Annotated in this window: 16 protein-coding genes, 3 tRNA genes and 1 pseudogene; 8 read left to right on the forward strand and 12 right to left on the reverse strand. The window is 71.2% G+C overall.

All coding sequences use genetic code 11. The features are described from left to right. Positions 1 to 29: 29 nt before the first annotated feature. Together O3W51_RS18450 and O3W51_RS18455 are read right to left on the reverse strand one after the other, a co-directional pair. Positions 30 to 905: an NAD(P)-dependent oxidoreductase gene (locus tag O3W51_RS18450; RefSeq protein WP_269286891.1), complete on the reverse strand. Its 876-nt coding sequence runs from the start codon at positions 903 to 905 to the stop codon at positions 30 to 32. A 63-nt stretch (positions 906 to 968) separates the two neighbouring features. Next, a complete protein-coding gene (locus O3W51_RS18455; protein WP_164294043.1) occupies positions 969 to 1,463 on the reverse strand; it encodes a DUF3145 domain-containing protein in 495 nt (164 codons plus the stop codon). A gap of 259 nt (positions 1,464 to 1,722) precedes the next feature. Here O3W51_RS18455 and O3W51_RS18460 point away from each other — a divergent pair, with 259 nt between their 5' ends. Together O3W51_RS18460 and O3W51_RS18465 are read left to right on the forward strand one after the other, a co-directional pair. Then, on the forward strand, positions 1,723 to 2,604 hold the full coding sequence (locus O3W51_RS18460) for an SGNH/GDSL hydrolase family protein (protein ID WP_164294042.1): 882 nt from the start codon (positions 1,723 to 1,725) through the stop codon (positions 2,602 to 2,604). Positions 2,605 to 2,683: 79 nt separating this feature from the next. Beyond that, on the forward strand, positions 2,684 to 4,168 hold the full coding sequence (locus O3W51_RS18465) for an MFS transporter (RefSeq protein WP_269286893.1): 1,485 nt from the start codon (positions 2,684 to 2,686) through the stop codon (positions 4,166 to 4,168). Positions 4,169 to 4,202: 34 nt separating this feature from the next. Here O3W51_RS18465 and O3W51_RS18470 read toward each other — a convergent pair whose 3' ends face one another. The 3 genes from O3W51_RS18470 to O3W51_RS18480 form a co-directional block, all read right to left on the reverse strand. Next, a complete protein-coding gene (locus tag O3W51_RS18470) occupies positions 4,203 to 4,958 on the reverse strand; it encodes a class I SAM-dependent methyltransferase (protein WP_269286895.1) in 756 nt (251 codons plus the stop codon). Positions 4,959 to 5,042: 84 nt separating this feature from the next. After that, positions 5,043 to 5,873 (reverse strand): EI24 domain-containing protein, encoded by an 831-nt coding sequence (locus tag O3W51_RS18475; protein WP_269286896.1) that lies wholly within the window; start codon positions 5,871 to 5,873, stop codon positions 5,043 to 5,045. A gap of 299 nt (positions 5,874 to 6,172) precedes the next feature. Beyond that, the gene (locus O3W51_RS18480) at positions 6,173 to 8,659 is read right to left on the reverse strand and encodes a glycoside hydrolase family 3 protein (protein WP_269286899.1); all 2,487 of its coding nucleotides are present in this window, start codon (positions 8,657 to 8,659) and stop codon (positions 6,173 to 6,175) included. Between the two features lie 146 nt (positions 8,660 to 8,805). Between O3W51_RS18480 and O3W51_RS18485 the strand changes: the two genes are divergently transcribed. After that, positions 8,806 to 9,378 carry a TetR/AcrR family transcriptional regulator gene (locus O3W51_RS18485; RefSeq protein ID WP_138356751.1) on the forward strand — a complete coding sequence of 191 codons (573 nt, stop codon included), beginning with the start codon at positions 8,806 to 8,808 and terminating at the stop codon, positions 9,376 to 9,378. Positions 9,379 to 9,430: 52 nt separating this feature from the next. Here O3W51_RS18485 and O3W51_RS18490 read toward each other — a convergent pair whose 3' ends face one another. Both O3W51_RS18490 and O3W51_RS18495 read right to left on the reverse strand, forming a co-directional pair. Next, positions 9,431 to 9,859 carry an organic hydroperoxide resistance protein gene (locus O3W51_RS18490; protein ID WP_138356750.1) on the reverse strand — a complete coding sequence of 143 codons (429 nt, stop codon included), beginning with the start codon at positions 9,857 to 9,859 and terminating at the stop codon, positions 9,431 to 9,433. A gap of 80 nt (positions 9,860 to 9,939) precedes the next feature. Beyond that, positions 9,940 to 10,947, reverse strand: a complete 1,008-nt coding sequence (locus tag O3W51_RS18495; RefSeq protein ID WP_269286902.1) for an NADP-dependent oxidoreductase — start codon at positions 10,945 to 10,947, stop codon at positions 9,940 to 9,942. Between the two features lie 113 nt (positions 10,948 to 11,060). Between O3W51_RS18495 and O3W51_RS18500 the strand changes: the two genes are divergently transcribed. Together O3W51_RS18500 and O3W51_RS18505 are read left to right on the forward strand one after the other, a co-directional pair. Then, positions 11,061 to 11,489 (forward strand): MarR family winged helix-turn-helix transcriptional regulator, encoded by a 429-nt coding sequence (locus O3W51_RS18500; protein WP_138356749.1) that lies wholly within the window; start codon positions 11,061 to 11,063, stop codon positions 11,487 to 11,489. Positions 11,490 to 11,543: 54 nt separating this feature from the next. Further along, positions 11,544 to 12,047: a hypothetical protein gene (locus O3W51_RS18505; RefSeq protein WP_164294036.1), complete on the forward strand. Its 504-nt coding sequence runs from the start codon at positions 11,544 to 11,546 to the stop codon at positions 12,045 to 12,047. Positions 12,048 to 12,067: 20 nt separating this feature from the next. Here O3W51_RS18505 and O3W51_RS48870 read toward each other — a convergent pair. The 5 genes and pseudogenes from O3W51_RS48870 to O3W51_RS18525 all read right to left on the reverse strand — a co-directional run. Next, a pseudogene (locus O3W51_RS48870) lies at positions 12,068 to 12,121 on the reverse strand (hypothetical protein); the annotation flags it as partial. 145 nt (positions 12,122 to 12,266) lie between these two features. After that, positions 12,267 to 14,186 (reverse strand): ABC transporter ATP-binding protein, encoded by a 1,920-nt coding sequence (locus tag O3W51_RS18510; RefSeq protein ID WP_138356794.1) that lies wholly within the window; start codon positions 14,184 to 14,186, stop codon positions 12,267 to 12,269. 41 nt (positions 14,187 to 14,227) lie between these two features. Next, the gene (locus O3W51_RS18515) at positions 14,228 to 15,961 is read right to left on the reverse strand and encodes an ABC transporter ATP-binding protein (protein WP_138356747.1); all 1,734 of its coding nucleotides are present in this window, start codon (positions 15,959 to 15,961) and stop codon (positions 14,228 to 14,230) included. Between the two features lie 69 nt (positions 15,962 to 16,030). Beyond that, positions 16,031 to 17,488, reverse strand: a complete 1,458-nt coding sequence (locus O3W51_RS18520) for an FGGY family carbohydrate kinase (RefSeq protein ID WP_138356746.1) — start codon at positions 17,486 to 17,488, stop codon at positions 16,031 to 16,033. A 27-nt stretch (positions 17,489 to 17,515) separates the two neighbouring features. Then, the gene (locus O3W51_RS18525; protein WP_138356745.1) at positions 17,516 to 17,812 is read right to left on the reverse strand and encodes a YtxH domain-containing protein; all 297 of its coding nucleotides are present in this window, start codon (positions 17,810 to 17,812) and stop codon (positions 17,516 to 17,518) included. A 209-nt stretch (positions 17,813 to 18,021) separates the two neighbouring features. Here O3W51_RS18525 and O3W51_RS18530 point away from each other — a divergent pair. The 3 genes from O3W51_RS18530 (at position 18,022) to O3W51_RS18540 (ending at position 18,409) form a co-directional block, all read left to right on the forward strand. Next, positions 18,022 to 18,094 (forward strand) — tRNA-Asn (locus O3W51_RS18530). Positions 18,095 to 18,099: 5 nt separating this feature from the next. Then, positions 18,100 to 18,175, forward strand: a tRNA-Asn gene (locus O3W51_RS18535). A 154-nt stretch (positions 18,176 to 18,329) separates the two neighbouring features. Next, positions 18,330 to 18,409, forward strand: a tRNA-Ile gene (locus O3W51_RS18540). Positions 18,410 to 18,413: the final 4 nt, after the last annotated feature.

Below are 18,413 nucleotides of genomic sequence, written 5' to 3' on the forward strand. Positions count from 1 at the left end.
CCGCCGCGAACTGAGCGAGGTACCGGCCGCTACGTGTCGAAGCTCGCGAAGTACGAGGCCGCCAGGTCCTCGCCGCCGTGCCCCTGGCCGGCCGCGCGGCTGAAGCGCTCCGCGCCCGCCGCGGCCACGTCCAGCTGGACGCCGTGCGCCTCGCCGGCGGCGACGATGAGCCGGGCGTCCTTCAGCGCGCCGTCGACCGTGAAGTTCGGTGCGAAGTCACCACTGAGCATCGCCTCGGCCTTCAGACGCAGATACGGCAGGTCGAGCGGGCCGCCGTCGAGCGCCTCGAAGAAGTGCCGGGGGTCCACGTCCAGGCCCTTGGCCAGGGCCATCGCCTCGGCCGCGCCGTTGGTGACCGCCAGCACCCAGCTGTTGAGAACCAGCTTGAGGCTGCTGGCCGCTCCCTTCCCGCCGTCGTCGCCCAGCCACAGGACCTTGCGCCCGACGGCGTCGAAGACCCGGCCCGCCACCGGCCGGGCGGCTTCCGGGCCGGCCGCCAGCACCGTCAGTTGACCCGCTTCCGCGGCCGACCGGGTGCCGAGCACGGGCGCGTCGACGAAGTGCGCGCCACGCTCGCGGGCCAGGGCCGCCAGCGGTGCCAGCGCGTCGGGCCCCACGGTGCACATCTGGGCCCACACCACACCCTCGCGCAGCCCGGGGGACGCCTCCCGCATCGTCCGGAGCACGGACGGGCCGTCGAGCAGCATGGTGACGACGGCGTCCGCGCCGCGGACCGCCTCGACCGGGTCGCCGGTGATGTGCACTCCGGCGGCGGCCAGCGGCTCGGCGCGGGCGAGGGTGCGGTTCCAGGCGCGCACTTCGAGCCCGGCGGCGGCGAGGTTGCGCGCCATGCCCGCGCCCATGAGGCCGGTGCCGAGCACCGCTACGGAAAGTGTGTCGTCCATACCGGCACGTTAGACCCCGCGACGGGACCTACGGCAAGGGCGCGGGCGGAACGTGAGGGGGCGTCACACGACCTGGTGCAGCCAGCGCACCGGTGCGCCCTCGCCCGCGTACCGGAACGGTTCGAGCTCGTCGTCCCACGGTTTGCCGAGCAGCCTGGCGACCTCGGTCTCCAGATCCGCCTCACCGGTGCGGGCCCGCTGGAGCGCGGCGCGGAGCCGGTCCTCGGGGATGAGGATGTCGCCGTGCATGCCCGTGACGGCGTGGAAGATGCCGAGTTCGGGGGTGCAGCTGTACCTCTCCCCTTCGGCGGCCGGGCAGGGTTCGGCCGTGACTTCGAAGCGCAGCAGGTGCCAGCCGCGCAGGGCGGACGCCAGCTTCGAGGCCGTACCGGGCTCCCCCTGCCAGGAGAACTCGGCCCGCCAGGTGCCCGGTGAGACGGGCTGGCGGATCCAGTCGAGGCTTACGCGCACGCCGAGGACGCCCGCGACGGCCCATTCGACGTGCGGGCACAGCGCGCGCGGTGCGGAGTGAACGTACAGAACTCCACGTGTCGTCACCGGTACCTCCAGTGTGGGACGAGGTTCGCCTTCCCCAGCGGCCTCACGCCCGAACCGGCTGCTTCCGGGGCAACATTAGATATTCTGCACCATTGATAACAAACAGGACAAGAGTGAACTCCTGCCAACTGGGCTTCGGTAAACCTCCCGCCGGTTCTCCTGGGCTGTCAGGGAAAAGCTACCGTGCGGCGTCTCCAGAGGAGTGACGTACCGTCGGGCTCGGACCAGATGTCACCCACTCGTCGGAGGGGATCACCGGATGCGACCGTTCCTGCGAGGCTGCGTGGCCGCTGCCGCCGCCTCCCTGTTGCTGGCCGGATGCTCCGGAGGGGGAACCGCACCGCACGAGAAACCGGCCGCCCCGGTCAGCCGCAAACCTGTTCCCCGGCCCACCCCCACGTGGAACGCGCACCCCGCGTCGATCGCCGCGCTGGGCGATTCCATCACCCGTGGCTTCGACGCCTGTTCCCTGCTGGCGGACTGCCCCGAGGTCTCCTGGGTCACCGGCACCCGCAGCCAAGTGGACAGCATCGCCGGGCGGGTACTGACCGCCACCGGCATCGCCGCCAACAGCTGGAACCTCGCCAAGAGCGGCGCCCGGATGTCGGATCTGCCCGACCAGGCGGTGGCGGCCGCCGCGAAGAAACCGTCACTGGTGACGGTCCTGATGGGCTCCAACGACGCCTGCCGGGACTCCGTCGACGACATGACACCGGTGGCCGACTTCCGCGCCGACTTCACCCGGGCGATGACCGGGCTGCACAGCGCCCTGCCGAAGTCCCAGGTGTTCGTGGCGAGCATCCCCGACCTCAAGCGGCTGTGGGAGGTGGGCAAGGAGAACCCGCTCGGCAAGCAGATCTGGAAGCTCGGCATCTGCCCCTCGATGCTGCGCGACGCGGACTCGGTGAGCGAGAGCGCGCAGAGCCGGCGGGACGCGGTCCGGGCGCGCGTGGTGGCGTACAACCGGGTCCTCAAGGAGGTCTGCGCGAAGTACCAGCACTGCCGTTACGACGGCGGCGCGGTCTTCGACTACCGCTTCACGTCGGACGAGTTGAGCAGCTGGGACTGGTTCCACCCCAACGCCCAGGGCCAGGCGCAGCTCGCCCGGATCCTCTACACGGCGGCGTTCGCGAAGCCGTGAAACAGCTCCTTCCGACCCCTTCAACTCCCCTGTTCCTTGCGGACAGAAGCTGACCGCAAGGGTCCGTAACGTACTGCTCATGGACACGAAGAACGCACTTCACCGGTACCGCTGGCTCGGGTACACCGCCGTCATCGCGGCGAGCGTCATGGACCTGCTGGACTCGACCGTCGCCAATGTCGCGGCGCCCGCGATCCGCACCGGACTTGGCGGCTCGTACGCCGACCTCCAGTGGATCGCGGCGGGCTACACCCTCGCCATGGCGGTCGCGCTCCTCACCGGCGGACGGCTGGGCGACATGTACGGCCGCAAGCGGGTCCTGCTGGCCGGGATCGCCGGGTTCACCGTCACCTCGATGATGTGCGCGGCGGCGCAGTCCCCGGAGATGCTGATCGTGGCGCGGATCGCGCAGGGAGTGTGCGGCGCGGTGATGCTGCCGCAGGGCTTCGGGCTGACCCGGGACCTGTTCCCCGCCTCCGAGATGAAGAAGGCGTGGGGGATCTTCGGTCCGCTGATGGGGCTGTCCGCGGTGATGGGCCCGATCATCGCCGGCGTGCTGATCCACGCCGACCTGTTCGGTACCGGCTGGCGCATGATCTTCGGCATCAACCTGCCGATCGGCGCGTTCGCGTTCGTGATGGGCTGGAAGTACCTGCCGGACGTGGCCCCGACCGCCCGCGGCGCGCGGCTGGACCTCCCCGGGGTGCTGCTCGCCGGAACCGGCGCCTTCCTGCTGGTCTTCCCGCTGGTGCAGGGCCGTGAACTGGGCTGGCCCACCTGGGTGCTGGTGATGCTCGTCGCCTCGCTGCCGGTCCTGGCCGTCTTCGCCCGCTACCAGGTGCTGCGCAAGCGCTCGGGCCGTACGCCGCTGGTGGAGCCCAGCGTCTTCACCAAGCGGGCCTACGTCTCCGGGGTCGCGTTCGCCATCGCCTTCACCGCGTCCATGGGCGGCATGATCCTCACCCTCGGCATCTTCCTGCAGCTCGGCCTCGGTTACACGGCCCTGCACTCCAGCCTGACCACGGCGCCCTGGGCGCTGGGCGCGCTCTTCGGCTCCGCCTTCGGCGGCATCATGATGGCCCGCCTCGGCCGCCGGATCCTGCACCTCGGCCTGCTCCTGATGGGCGGCGGACTGCTCGCCCTCCACGGCGTCTTCCAGTGGGCCGGCGCGGACATCACGGACTGGGACTTCGCCGCCCCGCTGCTGGTCGGCGGCGCCGGGATGGGCATGATCTTCGTGCCGCTCTTCGACATCATCCTCAACGGCGTCGACGGCCACGAGATCGGCTCCGCCTCGGGCACCCTGCAGGCGCTCCAGCAGCTCGGCATGACGCTCGGCTTCGCCGTCCTGGGCACCGTCTTCTTCAACATCCTCAGCGACGCCCGGCCCGGTCCCGCCGGCCATATCGACGCCGCGCTGGAGGCCGCGGGGACGACGGCGCTGTGCACGGTGGGACTGATCGCGCTGGCCTTCGTGCTCGGATTCTTCCTCCCGAAGACGGTCCGCTCCGCGGAGGAAGCGGAAGCGGACGTCACGGCCGACCGGGAACTCGCCCTCGTCTGAGAAGCGCCCTCGAACGCCGGACAGGCTGGTGTCCTCAAGCTGCCTTGCGCGCCAGGAAGAACATGCTCGGCCCGAACGACACCTTCGCCAGGGGCGACTGGAGGGCGCCCTCGGCGCGGACCAGGGCCTGGTGGGGCACGAACTTCTTGAGCTTACTGCTGCGCAGGTTGGAGACGGACAGCGTCCGCTCCACCGTCAGACCCGCCGCCGCGAGCTGCTCGGCGACCTTGCGCGGGTGGTGGTTGACGAAGGGGATCGAGTCCCGTTCGCGGTTCTCGGCGGAGCGGATGTCGACCGGCTCGGTGGGGATGCGTTGCCGGCGGGCGGCGTAGCGGACCCGGTTGGCGGCGTGCGCGAGGTTGGCGCTCTCGATGACGGCGATGCCGCCCGGCCGCAGCAGCCGGGCGATCTCGGACAGGGCGGGCACCGGGTCGGGCAGATGGTGCATGACGCGGATCATCGTGACGAGATCCACGCTGGCCTCGTCCATGCCGAGCCGGCCCGCGCTCATCAGCCGCATCGCGACGTTGGTCTCACCGGCGAGGAACTCCTCGGCGTCCGAAAGCTGCTTCCTGCTCGAGTCGACGAGCGTGACGTGATCGGCGAACTCCCGCAGTACGGGGACGAGACGGCCGTAGCCGCCGCCGACGTCGGCCGCGTGGCCGAACCGCCGGCCGTCCAGGAGCGAGCGGAGCGCTGCGACCTCGGCATCGTGCTCGTAGCTCCGGTCCTGCCAGTACGTGCGGTAGCTGTGTTCGTTCTCGTCGTACTGGTTCGTGCGCTCCGGCATGAACGTCCCCTCCCATGTCACTGCGGACTTCCGCATGGACCGGGTTCCCCCCCCATGTCGATGCGGTCTCTCGCATGGACATGCCTAGGAGGCCGGAACGGTTCCCGTCGCGTCGTCATGATGTTCGTCAATTTCCTCGTCGGGCACCGGATCCGGGTCGGCCGCCGGATCGGGGTCGGGTGCCGGGACGAGTTCGCGCACCAGCAGTGCGGCGCCCGCGACGGCGCCCGGCATCGCGAAGACGGCGATGACCGGCACCAGGAACAGGAGGACCAGCGGCACGCCGAAGCCGAGCGCCAGCGGGAGCCGGCCGCGCAGCAGTCGCAGCCGGGTCCGCAGCGGGACGGAGCGGCGCCGCATGGCGACCGAGGTGAGCTCGGTGGTCAGGAAGAAGCCGGAGACGCAGATGCCCACGACGGGGACGACGGTCTGGCCGACCACCGGGATGAAGCCGCAGGCGAAGAGCAGCAGTCCGAAGGCCGCCACCCGCGCCAGCACGGACAGGCTGTCCCGTACCGAGGTGAGGATCTCGCGCCAGAGCGGGATGTCGGGCTTGGGCGGTGCGCCGCCCTCCATCTCCTCGACGCGTTCCGAGAGCGACTCGTAGAACGGGTCGCCGATCAGCAGCGCCACGGCGGTGAAGGTCACCATCGCCAGCAGCAGGCCGCCGCTGAAGACGATGACGGTCAGCGTCCAGCGCAGCAGCGACCGGAAGGGGGTGTCCCAGCCGTCCGCGAACGGCGTCGCCCAGGACGACAGGTCGTCCGCCCAGAAGCCGAGGGCGACGAGCGCCGCGATGTAGAGGACCAGGGCGATCAGGCCGGGCAGCAGCCCGAATCCCCACCACCTCCGGTGCCGCGCCACCCAGCGCTGGCCTTCCAGGAAGTACTTCAGACCGGTCGTGAGATCACGCATGGGCGTCACCCTAACGACCAGGGCCCGTCCGGCGGATCAGGGGCGGTCCAGGCGTCGTCCGGTGCGGTGGATCGCAAGGCGCCGGAATGCCCGCATACGCTTTCGTATGTGCGCGTTTTGGCAACGCCGCGAGCTGCCGTGCCAGGCGGCGAAGGGGCCGTTCATGATCCGCCGGCCAGGCCCTGGGTCGGACGGCCCGGCCGGGGAGGGCCGGAAAGGGGCGGGGCGCGTCAGGGCGCCCCGCCCCGGTCATGGGGTTCCCGTCCGGTCCGGCCGGTCCGGCACGGGCTTCGCGGGTGTTACGGAAGGTCGAGCGGGGCGCTCACCCGGAGGTCGGCGAGCGAGCGGCCGGCCTCGACCTCGTAGTGCCCGGGGACCAGCAGCCAGCCGCCGTCCGCCTCGTCCCACACCTCGGCGGCCCGGCGCGGCAGTTCGACGACGACCTCGGCGCTCTCCCCCGGTCCTGCCTGAACGGAGGCGAAGCCGGCCAGCCAGCGGGCCGGCCGCTCGACCGCGTCGGCGGCGGGGGCCAGATAGACCTGGACGACTTCCCGTCCGGGGCGCGAACCGGTGTTGCGGACGCGGACGGTGAGCGTGCCCAGCGCCTCGCCCTCGCCCTCGCCGCGCTCGAACTCCGCCGACTCGTAGGCCCAGTCGGTGTATCCGAGGCCGTGGCCGAAGGCGTACGCGGGGGTGGCGCCGGCCTTCTCCCAGGCGCGGTAGCCGATGAAGACGCCCTCGTCGTAGGAGAGCGTGCCGTCCTGCGGGGTGACCTGGGTGACGGGTACGTCCGCCAGGGCGACCGGCCAGGTCGTGGGCAGCCGGCCGCCCGGCTCCTCGGCGCCGAGCAGGACGTCGGCGAGCGCGGCGCCCGCCTCCTGGCCGGGGAACCAGCCGAGCAGCACCGCGGCGACGTCCTCGCGCCACGGCATCTCCACCGGGGAGCCGGAGTTGACGATGACGACGGTGCGCGGGTTCACCGCGGCGACGCGGGCGACGAGCTCGTCCTGGCGGCCGGGCAGCCGCAGATCGGTGCGGTCGAAGCCCTCGCTCTCGACGCGCTCGGTGGTCGCGACGACAACGATCGCGGTATCGGCGGCGGCGGCCGCCGCGACGGCGTCCTCGATCAGCTGGTCGGGGTCGCGCTCCGGCTCTCCGTGCACGAAGGAGAAGCCGATCGCCTGGATCGGGGCGTCGGCGAACTTCGCGACGGTGTAGGTGAGGCTGACGTCGACGGCCTCGCCCTCGGTCAGTTCCACCGTGCCGCGCGGCACCGGGGATCCGAAGAACGCCTCGAACGGGTCGGCGTGGTCGGCGGACTGCTCGCCGTCGAAGAGCACGGTCCCGGCGACGACGAGCCGGAAGCCGCCGAGGCCGCGGGTGCCGAAGGCGTGCGCACCGCTCTCGCGGGGGGTGAAGGTGCCGGTGGCCTCGACGGTGGTGACCTCGTCGTAGCTGACGCCCTCCGGCATGTCGCCGAGCCACTGCACCATGCCGTTGGGCATCCGCTCGGAGCCGAGCTCCCGGCCCTCGGCGTCGCGGGCGACGGCGCGCAGCGTGAAGCCCCTGTCGGCGACGGAGAGTTCGTCGCTGGGGTCGGCGCCGACCGCGTAGCTCAGCGCGAAGCCCTCGGGCAGCGCGGCGCGCAGGCCGTCGAGCGGGGAGACGATGTGGTCGGGGAAGACCTGCGCGGAGCCGCCGCCGAGCACCCGGGCGTCGCGGGCCGCGGCGCCGATCAGGGCGATGCCGCGGACGGCCGAGGCGTCGACGGGCAGCGCGCGGCCGCCGCCGGCCACGGTCTCGTTGCGCACCAGGACGAAGGCGCGGCGGGCGATCTCGCGGGCCAGCGCCTCGCCGTCGATCCCGGCCGGCCGGTCCGCCTCGGCGACGGCGGCCGGGACACCGTCCAGGATGCCGACGCGGGCGGCGAGCCGCAGCACGTTGCGGACGGCCGCGTCGACCACCGGCTCCTCGACGCTCCCGCCCCGGACGGCGGCGGCCAGCGCCCCGCCGTAGACGGTGCGCGGGCCGGGCATGGCCACGTCCAGGCCGCCGTTGACGGCGCCGACGGTGTCGCGGGCGGCCATCCAGTCCGAGACGATGTAGCCGTCGAAGCCCCATTCGCCGCGCAGCACCACGTTCTGCAGGTAGTGGTGCTCGCTCATCGTGGTGCCGTTGACGCCGTTGTAGGCGCACATGATGCCCCACGGGTGGGCGTTCTTGACGATGGCCTCGAACGGCGCCAGGTACAGCTCGCGCAGCGCGCGGGTACCGACCACGTTGTCGACGGTGAAGCGCTCGGTCTCGGCGTCGTTGGCCACGAAGTGCTTGACGGTGGTGCCGACGCCGCCCGCCTGGACGCCCGCCACGTAGCCGGTGCCGATCTCCCCGGTGAGGTACGGGTCCTCGGAGTACGCCTCGAAGTGCCGTCCGCCGAGCGGGGAGCGGTGCAGGTTCACCGTCGGCGCCAGCAGGACGTGCACGCCCTTGCGGCGGGCCTCCTGGGCGAGGAGGTTGCCGGCCCTGCGGGCCAGCTCCGGGTCCCAGGTCGCGGCGAGCGCGGTCGGGCTGGGGAGCGCGATCGACGGGTCGTCGGCGGTCCAGCGCACCCCGCGCACCCCGATCGGGCCGTCGGACATCACCAGCGAACCGAGGCCGATCTCCGGCAGCGCGGGCAGCGTCCACATGTCCTGGCCGGACAGCAGCCGTGCCTTCGCGTCCAGGTCCAGCTTGCCCAGCGCGGCCTCGATCGCGTCCTCGATGGCCGTGCGGCCGGTGTCCGTCATCGTCTGCTCCCTCTGTCCCTCGGTGTCGTCCCCCGCCCATCCTCACCTCACCTACCTGTAGATCGGTAGGGTAAGTTACAGATACGTTACTTAAATCTTTCACCGATCAGGTTCGATTAGGCTCACGGCCGAACGAAGGGGGCACGGTGTCCAGAACGACCGGAGACCGGCGGGCGGAGATCATCCAGGCCGCGGTGGAAGTGATCGCCGAACGCGGCTACCGGGGGGCCTCCCTCGGCGCGGTGGCCGAGCGGGTGGGACTGACCCAGCAGGGGCTGCTGCACTACTTCCCGACGAAGGAGGCGCTCCTGGTCGCGGTGCTGGCGGCGCGCGACCAGTGGGACGTGGCCTCCACGGCGCTGCACGGCACGACATGGCCGCTGGAGATGCTGACGTCCCTGGTCGAGTACAACGCGACCCGGCCCGGCATCGTGCAGACCTTCACGGTCCTCGCGGGCGACAGCGTCACCGAGGACCATCCGGCCCGCCCCTACTTCGAGGAGCGCTACCGCTGGGTGCGCGAGGGCGCGGCCGACATGCTGCGCGCGGAGTTCGGCGACCGGCTGCCGGGCGGCCTCACCCCGGGGCGGGCGGCTCCGCTGCTCGTCGCCGTCATGGACGGCCTGCAGGTGCAGTGGCTGCTGGATCCGGAGGCGGTGGACATGGCGGCGGCGTTCCGCGACTTCGTCGCCCTGCTGGGCGGTACCGGAAACACGTAAGGGCCGCACCCCTGGGGGTGCGGCCCTCACCCGGCCGATGGCCGAGCGGTGATCAGACGACGGTCAGCACCACGTCGACGTTGCCGCGCGTCGCGTTGGAGTACGGGCACACCTGGTGCGCCTTCTCCACGAGCGACTGGGCGGTGGCCGCGTCCACGTTCGGGATCGACACCGCGAGCTCGACCTTGAGGCCGAAGCCGCCGGCCGGGGTCTTGCCGAGGCCGACCTTGGCGGTTACCCGGGAGCCGGATATGTCCGCCTTCTCCTGGCGGGCCACCACACCGAGGGCACCCTGGAAGCAGGCGCTGTAACCGGCGGCGAAGAGCTGCTCCGGGTTGGTGCCGGCACCGTTGCCGCCCAGTTCCTTCGGCGGGTTGACGACGACGTCGAGCTTGCCGTCGTCGGTGGCGACCCGGCCGTCACGGCCGTTCTCGGCCGTGGCGACGGCGGTGTACAGGACGTCTACGGACTGGATGGTCATGAAAAGAACCCCTCCTGGTTGGTGCACTCACGTGCATCGCCGCGACTCGCGCCCACGATCGCAACAATTTGTTGAAGAGCTTACTCCGGCAGGGTGACGATCATCTTGCCGGTGTTGTCGCCCCGCAGTACGCCGAGGAAAGCTTCGAAGTTGTTCTCGATGCCCTCGACGACCGTCTCGCGGTAGTGCAGCTTGCCGTCCCGGATCCAGCCGCCGACCTCCTGCACGAACTGCCCCTGCAGCGCCGCGTGGTCGCCCACGAGCATGCCCTGCAGCCGCAGCCGCTTGCCGATGATCTGCGCCAGGTTGCGCGGCCCGCCCGAGGCCTCGGTGTCGTTGTACTGGGCGATGGCGCCGCACAGCACGGCACGGCCGCGCAGGTTGAACGAGCCGATCGCGGCTTCCAGGTGCTCGCCGCCGACGTTGTCGAAGTAGACGTCGATCCCGTCGGGGGCGGCCTTCTTCAACTGCTCGGCCACCGGGCCGTTCTTGTAGTTGAAAGCGGCGTCGAAGCCGTACTCCTCGACGAGGAGCTTGACCTTCTCGTCCGAGCCGGCGCTGCCGATCACCCGGGAGGCGCCCTTGAGCTTCGCGATCTGGCCCACCTGGCTGCCGACCGCACCGGCCGCGCCCGAGACGAAGACCACGTCGCCCTCGGTGAACGAGGCGACCTCCAGCAGTCCCGCGTACGCGGTCAAACCCGGCATGCCGAGCGCGCCGAGGTAGGCGCTGAGCGGCGCCGCTGCCGGGTCGACCTTCACAGCGTGCGCCGCGTCGAGGACCGCGTACTCGCGCCAGCCGAGCCAGTGCAGCACGTGGTCGCCGACCGCGAACCCGTCGGCGTTGGAAGCGGCGACACGGCCGACCGCGCCGCCCGCCATCGGCTCGTTCAGGGCGTACGGCGGCGAGTACGACTTCACGTCGTTCATCCGGCCGCGCATGTACGGGTCCACCGACAGGTGCAGGTTGCGGACGACGATCTGGCCGGGGCCCGGCTCCGCCGTCTCGACCTCCCGCAGGGCGACGTCATCAGTGGTCGGCCACCCGTGGGGGCGGGCTACCAGGTGCCATTCACGGCTCTTCGGCATGAGGGGGATGCCTCCGTCCGCCATAGCTTGACTATGGCAAAGATTGATTTCCTCAAATAACGATGGACCTTGATGTTTGAGGTTGTCAAGTAACCGGGGGTACGCTGTGGCACATGTCCCCCACGCCTCAACGTACCGACCCCCTGACCCTCGAAGTGGTCGACCTGATCGCCACGGTCGTGGCGCGCTACCACGAGGAGTACGAGGAGGCCGCCGCGAACCACCAGCTCACCGGTGCGCAGGCCCGCGTCCTGGCGCTCCTGTCCCGTGAGCCGCTGCCCATGCGGCACATCGCCCAGCAGCTGAAGTGCGAGCCGTCCAACATCACCGGGATCGTCGACCGGCTGGAGGCGCGCGGGCTCGCCGAGCGCCGGCCCGACCCGGCCGACCGCCGCATCAAGCTGGCCGCCGCCACCGACGAGGGCCATGAGACGGCGGCCCGGCTGCGCGGCGCGCTGCACTTCGCCCGGGCGCCGCTCGCCGGGCTGTCCGAGGCGGAGCGCACCTCACTGCGCGATCTGCTCAAGCGCATGCTGACCTGACCTGACGGCCGGCCCGCGGGACCGAACCGCTACTCGCACCACCACAGGACGGGCTTGCAGGTCGGGCTGTGCGTGGGGTGCGGGGTCCGGGTCGGCGAGGGCGAGCCCGAGGCCGTAGGCGACGTCGGCGGCCGGCTGGTCGGCGATGCCGGCCGGGTCGGCGTCCTGGAGCCCGACGGGGTCGCGGACGGCGAGCCCGACGGGGTGCCGGAGGTGCTCGCGGTGGTGGCCGGCTTCGAGTGCGTCGGCCGGGCCGTGGTGTGCCGCGGGGCCGGGCTGGACGCGCCGGCCTGCGGGACGGAGTCCCCGGCGGGCGCCTGCGACGGGCCGGTGTCCGCTTCCGGGCCGCTCGCGAAGGTCCCCGACGACAGTGCCGCGGCCGTGCAGACGACGACCACGAGGCCGACGCCGACTCCCGTCAGCAGCCGCCTCCTGCCGCGCCGCCGCGCCCGGCTCGGTGCCCGGCGCCGGGCGGCCCGGCCGCCCGAATGGTCCGGTTCCGGCGGGGCGGCCGGTGTCCCCGACACCGGCACGGGGTCCACGGGGATGACGAGCTGATCCACGGGCGTGCCGCACCCGGGGCACGACAGGGCGCCGTTGAGGTGCCGACGGCACGAGTAGCAGTAGTCCATTGTGGTTGGGACGCTATGCGGCCCGTAGGTCACGGGTGAACGCGAACGTGTGAAACTTCTGGGAAGATCGCGGCCCCGCACGGGCGTTGCCGGACAATCCGGTCCCCTCCGGCGCCGGTCGTGCGGCGCCGGAAGGGATCCCGGATCAGTCGACCTCCGCCACCGCCTGCGCGAACTGCGCCGCGTACAGCCGTGCGTAGGCACCCTCGGCGGCCAGCAGTTCACTGTGCGTGCCCTGCTCGACGATCGCGCCGGACTCCATCACCAGGATCACGTCCGCGTCGCGGATCGTGGACAGCCGGTGGGCGATGACGAAGCTGGTCCTGCCGTGCGCCAGGGTCGCCATGGCGCGCTGGATCAGCACCTCGGTACGGGTGTCGACGGAGCTGGTCGCCTCGTCGAGGACGAGGATCACCGGATCGGACAGGAACGCCCGCGCGATGGTGATGAGCTGCTTCTCGCCCGCGCTGACCCCCGAGCCCTCGTCGTCGATCACCGTGTCGTAGCCGTCCGGGAGGGTGCGGATGAAGCGGTCGGCGTGCGCCGCGCGCGCCGCCTCCTCGATCTGCTCCTGGGTACGGCCCTCGGAGCCGTAGGCGATGTTCTCCGCGATGGTGCCGCCGAACAGCCAGGTGTCCTGCAGCACCATGCCGATGCCGGAGCGCAGGTCCTCGCGGGACATCTCGGCGATGTCCACGCCGTCCAGGGTGATCCGGCCCGCGGTCACCTCGTAGAACCGCATCAGCAGGTTGACCAGCGTGGTCTTGCCCGCGCCGGTCGGACCGACGATCGCGACGGTGTGGCCGGGCTCGACGCTCAGCGACAGGTCCTCGATCAGCGGCTTGTCCGGCTCGTACCGGAACGCCACCCCTTCCAGGGCGACGCGGCCGAGCAGTTCCCTGGGCCGGGCGGCGTTCGCCGGGTCCGCGTCCTGCTCGGGGGCGTCCAGCAGCTCGAAGACCCGCTCGGCCGAAGCGACCCCGGACTGCACCAGGTTGGACATGCTCGCCACCTGGGTGAGCGGCTGGCTGAACTGCCGGGAGTACTGGATGAACGCCTGGACGTCGCCGATGGACAGCGCGCCGGTCGCGACCCGCAGCCCGCCGACGACCGCCACCAGCACGTAGTTGATGTTCCCGATGAACATCATCGCGGGCTGGATGATCCCGCTGATGAACTGCGCCTTGAAGCCCGTCCGGTAGAGCATCTCGTTCTGCACCCTGAAGGCCTCGGCGGACTCGTCCTGCCGCCCGAAGACCTTCACCAGCGAGTGGCCGGTGTACATCTCCTCGATGTGCGCGTTGAGCTTGCCGGTGGTCTTCCACTGCTGGACGAACTGCGGCTGCGCGCGCTTGCCGACCGCGGTGGCCACGACCACCGACACCGGCACCGTCACCAGCGCGACCAGGGCCAGCAGCGGCGAGATCCAGAACATCATCACCAGCACGCCGACGATCGTGAGCAGCGAGTTCACGATCTGGCCCATGGTCTGCTGCAGGGTCTGCGCGATGTTGTCGATGTCGTTGGTGGCCCGGCTGAGCACCTCACCGCGCGGCTGCTGGTCGAAGTACGACAGCGGCAGCCGCGACAGCTTCGCCTCGATGTCCTCGCGCAGCCGGTAGACGGTGCGCTGGATGATGCCGGTGGCGGTCCGCATCTGTACGAGGCTGAACAGCCCGGCGGCCAGGTAGATCCCCAGGACGGTCAGCAGCACGCTGCCCACCGCCTCGAAGTCGATGCCCTGGCCGGGGGTGAAGTCCACCGCGGAGAGCAGATCGGCGACCTGGCCCTCGCCGTGCTGCCGCATGGCCTCGATCGCCTGCGCCTTGGTGGTGCCGGCCTTGAACTGACCGCCGATCACGCCCGCGAAGATCAGGTCGGTGGCGTGGCCCAGGATCTTGGGGCCCAGCACGGAGAGCGTCACGCTCGCGGTGCCCAGCGCCAGCACCAGGTAGAGGAAGAGCCGGTCCGGACGCATCAGACGGATCAGCCGCCGGAACGAGCCCTTGAAGTCCATCGACCGCTCGACCGGCCCGCCGCCCATGAAGCGCGCGGGCCCGGCCATCGGCGCGGGGCCGCGGCGGGGCGCCGCTTTCGCCGGGGTGGTCATGCTGCCTCCTGCTCGGTGAGCTGGGAGAGCACGATCTCCCGGTAGGTCGGGTTCTCCGACATGAGTTCGCTGTGCGTTCCGGTGCCCACCACCTGGCCCTCGTCGAGGACGATGATGCGGTCGGCGTCCCGGATGGTGCTCACCCGCTGCGCGACGATCACCACGGTGGCCTCGGCGGTCTCCCGGCCGAGCGCCGAGCGCAGGGCCGCGTCCGTCGCGTAGTCGAGCGCGGAGAAGGAGTCGTCGAAGAGGTAGATCTCGGGCCGGCGCACCAGCACCCGCGCGATGGCGAGCCGCTGCCGCTGACCGCCGGAGACGTTCGTGCCGCCCTGCGCGATCGGGGCGTCCAGGCCGCCTTCGAGTTCCTCCACGAAGCCGCGGGCCTGCGCGACCTCCAGCGCGTGCCACAGCTCCTCGTCGGTCGCGTCGGGCTTGCCGTAGCGCAGGTTGGTCGCGACGGTCCCGGAGAACAGGTACGGCTTCTGCGGTACGAGGCCGACGGTCTCGGCGAGCAGCGCGGGGGCCAGGTCCCGGACGGAGGCCCCGTCGACGAGCACGTCGCCGCCGGTCGCGTCGTAGAGCCGTGGGACGAGCCCCAGCAGGGTGCTCTTGCCGCTGCCCGTCGACCCGATCACCGCGGTGGTCTCCCCCGGTCTGGCGACCAGGTCGACCCCGCGCAACACCGCCGCCTCGGCACCCGGATAGCTGAAGTCCGCGCCGCGCAGCTCCAGATGGCCGTGCCGGAGCAGCTTCGTGATGGGTGCGACCGGCGGAACGACGCTCGACTCGGTCGCCAGGACCTCCTCGATGCGCTCCGCGCAGACCTCGGCGCGCGGCACCATCATGAACATGAAGGTGGCCATCATCACGGACATCAGGATCTGCATCAGATAGCTGAGGAACGCGGTCAGCGCGCCGATCTGCATGCCGCCGCTCGCGATCCGGTGTGCGCCGAACCACATCACCGCGACGCTGGAGACGTTCACGACCGTCATGACGACGGGGAACATCAGTGCCATCAGCCGGCCGGTCTGCAGCGACACGTCCGTCAGCTCGTCGTTCGCGCCGGCGAAGCGCTTCTTCTCGTAGTCGTCCTTCACGAACGCCCGGATCACCCGGATGCCGGTGATCTGCTCACGCAGTACACGGTTCACCGTGTCGACGCGCACCTGCATGGTGCGGAACAGCGGCCGCATCCGGCGGACGATCAGCCCGATGAGGATGCCGAGCACCGGCACCACGGCCAGCAGCAGCGAGGACAGCGGTACGTCCTGGCCGAGCGCCATGATGATGCCGCCGACGCACATGATCGGCGCCGACACCATCAGGGTGAACGTCATCAGCACCAGCATCTGGACCTGCTGGACGTCATTGGTGGTGCGGGTGATCAGCGACGGGGCGCCGAACTGCCCCACCTCGCGGGCGGAGAAGCTCTGCACCCGGTCGAAGATCGAGGCCCGGATGTCCCGGCCGACGGCCATGGCCGTCCTGGCGCCGAAGAACACGGCGCCGACCGCGCACACCACCTGGAGCACGGTGACCGCGATCATGATGCCGCCGAGCCGCAGGATGTATCCGGTGTCGCCCTTGACGACACCGTTGTCAATGATGTCGGCGTTGAGCGTGGGGAGGTACAGCGTGGCGATGGTCTGCACGAGCTGGAGCAGCACGAGCAGCGTGATGGGTCGCTGGTACGGGCGCAGGTGGGTGCGCAGAATTCGGATCAGCACACGGAATCTCTCAGAGTCGGCTTGATCGGCGAGCGATCCTATCTTCCGACATCCTGGGTCCGCATTCGTTTAAACCTCGGCAAAGGCCCCGGGGTGGGTCTGCTCCCGAACAGCTGTGTACTGCTGGCGTATCGCCTGCCCCACCGGCAGGTCGTCGCCCGGCTCCAGCAGTCGGTGCCCGCCGGTCCGCCAGGCCGGCGGCTCCTGCGCCGTCGCCGAGCCGAGCACCACACCCAGGGACCACGCCGCCTGCCGGGCCGCGCCCAGCGCCGCGTGGTCCCCCGGCTGCGGGACCACCACCTGCGCCTCGAAGAGCGCCGGGGCGATCGCCCGCACGGCGGGCAGCTCGGCGGCCGCCCCCAGCAGGAAGATCCGCCGCACCGCGACCCCGCGCCCGCGCAGCACCTCCAGCGCGTCCGCGAGCCCGCACAGCATGCCCTCGAACGCGGCCCGCGCCAGGTGCTCGGGCTTCATGCTCTCGCGCCGCAGCCCGGCCAGCGTGCCGGCGGTGTGCGGCAGGTCCGGGGTGCGCTCGCCCTCCAGATACGGCAGCAGCACCAGGCCGTAGGCGCCCGGGGTGGAGCGCAGCGCCAGGTCCGACAGGCCCGCGAGGTCGGTGCCGAGCAGCTCGGCGGTCGCGCGCAGCACGCGCACCGCGTTACGGGTCTGGAGCAGTGGCAGATGACGCCCGGTGGCGTCCGCGAAGGAGGTGATCGTCCCGGAGGGGTCCGTCAGGGCTTCGTCGTGCACCGCGAAGACGGTGCTGGAGGCGCCCAGCGAGACCACCGCGTCACCGGGGCCGACGCCCAAGCCGAGCGCGGCCGCCATCGTGTCGCCGCTCCCCGCCGATATCAGCAGCCCCTCGGGGGTCTGCCCGGCCGGCTCGGCGGGACCGAGTACCTGCGGCAGCGCCACCTGGTGTCCGAGCGCCAGCTCCACCAGATCGGAGCGGTACTCCCCGGTGGCCGCCGACCAGTAACCCGTGCCGGACGCGTCGCCGCGGTCGGTCGTACGCCGCTGCGGCCGGCCCAGCAGCTGCCAGACCAGCCAGTCGTGCGGCAGCAGCACCTCGGCGGTGCGCTGCGCCGCCGCCGGCTCGTGCTCGGCCAGCCAGCGCAGCTTCGCCACCGGGTATCCGGCGTGCGGCACGGACTGGACGGCCTGCGCCCACTTCGCCGGGCCGCCGAGCGCCGCGGTCAGATCCAGCGCCTGCGGCTGGGCCCGCTTGTCACCGCGCAGCAGTGCCGGGCGGACCAGCACGCCACCGGCGTCGAGCGCCAGCAGGCCCTGCTGCTGCCCGGATATGCCGATCGCCAGGACGCCCTCGAGCAGGCCGTCCTTGGCCGCCTCGCCGAGCGACAGCAGCCACGACTGCGGATCGCTCTCGGTCGGCTTGCCCGCCGGGGCGGCCTCGCCCTCCACGGGATGGGGCGCGTACCCCTGCCGGAGCACCTCGCCGGTATCCGTGTCGCACACGACGACGGTGGTCCCTGCGGCCGAACTGTCGATGCCCGCGACTTTCCCCATAGGGGGAGATGATGCCGCACGGCACCGTCAGGTGTTCGAGGTACCCCAGTCGTCCTCGGTGCGGCCCCGGTCGCGCAGCGCCCTGACCTTCGCGGTGACCGATTCCGGCATCTTGTCGCCGACCTTGGACCCGACGGCGTCCGCGGCCTTCACCGCGACCCCGCGCCCGGTCTGCGCCGCGCTCTCGGCGGCGTTGCGCACCGCCGGGTTCTGCGCGATCCGCTGGGCGCTCTTGCGCAGCTGCTCGTACCGCTCCCGCCCGGCCCGCGCCCCGAGCACGTACCCGACGACGGCTCCGGTGATGAACGTCAGCCGGTAGCGCATGGGCTCCACCCTTCCTCGTACTCGTACCGGGTCCGGCCCTCGGGGCCGTCCTGTGGACTGTGCTTCGCGCCTACCCGCTGTAGCCGGACGACAACCCCGGCGATAGGGGTTGGCGGAGCACCCCCCCACTTGCGCTAATGTATGTCTCGCAGCGAGCGCGCGCCGTCCGGTTGGTCCGGACGTGGCGTTCCTCGATGCGCACAGCGCAATCCCCTGTAGCTCAATTGGCAGAGCAGCCGGCTGTTAACCGGCAGGTTACTGGTTCGAGTCCAGTCGGGGGAGCGCGGTCCCCTGTAGCTCAATTGGCAGAGCATTCGGCTGTTAACCGGAGGGTTACTGGTTCGAGTCCAGTCGGGGGAGCCAACGACAAGAGGACCCCGTTGGGGTCCTTTTTCGTTTCCCGGGAACCGCCCGCCCCCTGATCGAAGTCCACTCAGTGATGCGTCTGTGACCCGCGAGGGCGACAGATCGTATGAGCAGCTATGCTGCGGCAGACGGCGCGTGAGGCGTGTCGTACGGGGCGGTAGCTCAGCCGGTTAGAGCAGCGGACTCATAATCCGTCGGTCGTGGGTTCGAGTTGCACCCCCCCCACCCCCAAGTA

It is taken from the genome of Streptomyces sp. H39-C1, from assembly GCF_027158125.1.
GTDB lineage: Bacteria > Actinomycetota > Actinomycetes > Streptomycetales > Streptomycetaceae > Actinacidiphila > Actinacidiphila fildesensis.

What these genes read in the sequence shown, in the direction of transcription:
- O3W51_RS18520 (WP_138356746.1), bottom strand. Translation starts at nt 17,488, where the DNA reads ATGGGGAAAGTCGCGGGCATCGACAGTTCGGCCGCAGGGACCACCGTC.
- O3W51_RS18490 (WP_138356750.1), bottom strand. Translation starts at nt 9,859, where the DNA reads ATGACCATCCAGTCCGTAGACGTCCTGTACACCGCCGTCGCCACGGCC.
- O3W51_RS18510 (WP_138356794.1), bottom strand. Translation starts at nt 14,186, where the DNA reads ATGGCCGGGCCCGCGCGCTTCATGGGCGGCGGGCCGGTCGAGCGGTCG.
- O3W51_RS18500 (WP_138356749.1), top strand. Translation starts at nt 11,061, where the DNA reads ATGTCCCCCACGCCTCAACGTACCGACCCCCTGACCCTCGAAGTGGTC.
- O3W51_RS18465 (WP_269286893.1), top strand. Translation starts at nt 2,684, where the DNA reads ATGGACACGAAGAACGCACTTCACCGGTACCGCTGGCTCGGGTACACC.
- O3W51_RS18450 (WP_269286891.1), bottom strand. Translation starts at nt 905, where the DNA reads ATGGACGACACACTTTCCGTAGCGGTGCTCGGCACCGGCCTCATGGGC.
- O3W51_RS18475 (WP_269286896.1), bottom strand. Translation starts at nt 5,873, where the DNA reads ATGCGTGATCTCACGACCGGTCTGAAGTACTTCCTGGAAGGCCAGCGC.
- O3W51_RS18495 (WP_269286902.1), bottom strand. Translation starts at nt 10,947, where the DNA reads ATGCCGAAGAGCCGTGAATGGCACCTGGTAGCCCGCCCCCACGGGTGG.
- O3W51_RS18460 (WP_164294042.1), top strand. Translation starts at nt 1,723, where the DNA reads ATGCGACCGTTCCTGCGAGGCTGCGTGGCCGCTGCCGCCGCCTCCCTG.
- O3W51_RS18525 (WP_138356745.1), bottom strand. Translation starts at nt 17,812, where the DNA reads ATGCGCTACCGGCTGACGTTCATCACCGGAGCCGTCGTCGGGTACGTG.
- O3W51_RS18470 (WP_269286895.1), bottom strand. Translation starts at nt 4,958, where the DNA reads ATGCCGGAGCGCACGAACCAGTACGACGAGAACGAACACAGCTACCGC.
- O3W51_RS18480 (WP_269286899.1), bottom strand. Translation starts at nt 8,659, where the DNA reads ATGACGGACACCGGCCGCACGGCCATCGAGGACGCGATCGAGGCCGCG.